Origin of the sequence: Neochlamydia sp. AcF84, from assembly GCF_011087585.1 — a bacterium.
Taxonomy (GTDB): domain Bacteria; phylum Chlamydiota; class Chlamydiia; order Chlamydiales; family Parachlamydiaceae; genus Neochlamydia.
In genome coordinates this window covers 1-2,591 of the sequence record NZ_VJOT01000079.1, presented here as the reverse complement: position 1 = coordinate 2,591, position 2,591 = coordinate 1, and the positions used below count along the sequence as shown (strand labels likewise).

The following is a 2,591-nucleotide window of genomic DNA, read 5'->3' as shown; positions in this document are numbered from 1 at the left end:
TAAAGGTGTGGGACGCATTTATCAACAGACAGTGATCGATACCTATTCTAAGGTAGCTTTTGTCAAACTATACGATAGAAAAAATGCGTTGGTAGCAGCGGATATGCTGAATGACCAAGTCATTCCCTGGTTTGAAGAGCAAGATATTCGTGTCTTAAGAATATTGACCGATCGTGGTACAGAGTACTGTGGAGCAAGAGAGCATCATGAGTATGAACTTTATCTGGCCATTGAAGACATTGACCATTCTCGCACTAAAGCTCGGCACCCTCAAACGAATGGAATCTGCGAAAGGTTTCATCAGACCATCCAGAACGAATTTTATGCCACAGCTTTTAGGAAGAAAGTGTTTAAAAATGTTGAAGAATTACAAGAGGATGTGGATAAATGGATGAATGAGTATAATAACGAGAGAACACATACAGGAAAGTATTGTTTTGGCAAGACGCCATTACAAACATTCTTAGATGCAAAACATCTTGCGCAAGAAAAGATGTTAGATAAGTTACAACTGACAGAAATAGTACCTGCCAGGTAACTCATGTTTGTCAGGTCAAGTACTGTCTAGGACAAATAAGTTAAACCTAGGTTATTATAATTCCTTGCTACTGTAGGATGGTTTTCACCAAAAAGCTTAAGGGCAATCGTGAGGGCTATTTGTTCATGCTCAGCTGCCTTATCTAAATTCCCTTGTTCTTGGTAGATTTGTCCAAGGTTACTGTAATAAATTGCCACCCCAGGATGGCTTTCGCCGAAAAGCTTAAGGTCAATAGCGAGTGCTTCGTTAGTATAATCTGCTGCTTTATCTAAATTGCCTTGGTCTTGGTAGATTTGTCCGAAGTTATCATAGCAGGCTGCTACAGTAGAGTGATATTTACCATAAATTTTAAGGGTGACGATAAGAGCTTTATTGCAATATTCAGCCGCCTTTCCTAAGTTACCCTGTGCTTGGTAGAAGTGCGCTAAGTTGTTGTAATCGATTGCCACCATAGGATGGTATTTACTATAGAGCTTAATATCAAGGGTAAGTGCTTTGTTGCTATACTCAACCGCCTTGTCTAATTTGCCTTGCTCTCCGTAGATTCCTCCGAGGTTGCTATAATAAATTGCCACTCAAGGATGATTTTTACCAAAAAAGTTAAGGTGAACGGCAAGGGCTTTATTGCAATACTCAGCTGCCTTATCTAAATTGCCTTGGTCTTGGTAGATTTGCCCTAGGTTGCTGTAATTGATAGCCACCTCGGGATTATTTTCGCCAAACAACCTAAAGTTAATGGCCAACGCCTTGTGAATATACTTAGCTGCCTTGCCAAACTCGCCTTGATCTTTGCAGATTTGTCCTAAGTTATTGTAACGAATTGCCACCCCAGGATGATTTTCACCAAAAAGCTTAAGATCGATAGCGAGTGCGTTGTGGGTATAATCTTCCGCTTTATATAAATTGCCTTGGTCTTGGTAGATTTGTCCTAAGTTACTGTAACGAATTGCCACCTCAGGATGATTCTTACCAAAAAGCTTAAGGTCAATGGCAAGTGCTTTGTGGGTATAATCTTCCGCTTTATCTAAATTGCCTTGATCTTTGCAGATTTGTCCTAGGTTATTGTAACAAATTGCCACTTCAGGATGATTTTCACCAAAAAGCTTAAGGTTAATGGCAAGTGCTTTCTCAGCATACTCAGCTGCCTTACCAAAATTGCCTTGGTCTTGGTAGATTTGCCCTAGGTTGCTGTAATTGATAGCCACCTCGGGATTATTTTCGCCAAACAACCTAAAGTTAATGGCCAACGCCTTGTGAATATACTTAGCTGCCTTGCCAAACTCGCCTTGATCTTTGCAGATTTGTCCTAAGTTATTGTAACGAATTGCCACCCCAGGATGATTTTCACCAAAAAGCTTAAGCTCAATGGCAAGTGCGTTGTGGGTATAATCTTCCGCTTTATCTAAATTGCCTTGATCTTTGCAGATTTCTCCTAGGTTATTGTAACAAATTGCCACTTCAGGATGATTTTCACCAAAAAGCTTAAGATCAATGGCAAGTGCTTTGTGGGTATAATCTTCCGCTTTATCTAAATTGCCTTGGTCTTGGTAGATTTGTCCTAAGTTACTGTAACGAATTGCCACCTCAGGATGATTCTTACCAAAAAGCTTAAGATCGATAGCGAGTGCTTTGTGGGTATAATCTTCCGCTTTATCTAAATTGCCTTGATCTTTGCAGATTTGTCCTAGGTTATTGTAACAAATTGCCACTTCAGGATGATTTTCACCGAAAAGCTTAAGGTTAATTGCGAGTGCGTTGTGGGTATAATCTTTCGCTTTATCTAAATTGCCTTGATCTTTGCAGATTTGTCCTAGGTTATTGTAACAAATTGCCACTTCAGGATGATTCTTACCAAAAAGCTTCAGGTCAATGGCAAGTGCTTTGTAGGTATAATCTTCCGCTTTATCTAAGTTGTCTTGGTCTTGGTAAATTTGTCCTAGGTTATTGTAACAAGTTGCCACTTCAGGATGATTTTCACCAAAAAGCTTAAGATCAATGGCAAGTGCTTTGTGGGTATAATCTTCCGCTTTATCTAAATTGCCTTGGTCTTGGT

At 39.7% G+C, this 2,591-nt stretch carries 3 protein-coding genes; 1 reads left to right on the top strand and 2 read right to left on the bottom strand.

The annotated features are described in order from the left end of the window. On the top strand, positions 1–538 hold a 538-nt coding region (locus NEOC84_RS09325; protein ID WP_166154362.1), incomplete at its 5' end, for an integrase core domain-containing protein. A gap of 26 nt (positions 539–564) precedes the next feature. Here the strand turns inward: NEOC84_RS09325 and NEOC84_RS09320 are convergent. Both NEOC84_RS09320 and NEOC84_RS09315 read right to left on the bottom strand, forming a co-directional pair. Next, complete coding sequence (locus NEOC84_RS09320; RefSeq protein ID WP_166158532.1) at positions 565–1,113, bottom strand: tetratricopeptide repeat protein; 549 nt, start codon at positions 1,111–1,113, stop codon at positions 565–567. After that, positions 1,114–2,591 (bottom strand): tetratricopeptide repeat protein (locus NEOC84_RS09315; protein ID WP_166158529.1); only part of this gene is annotated, 1,478 nt, incomplete at its 5' end.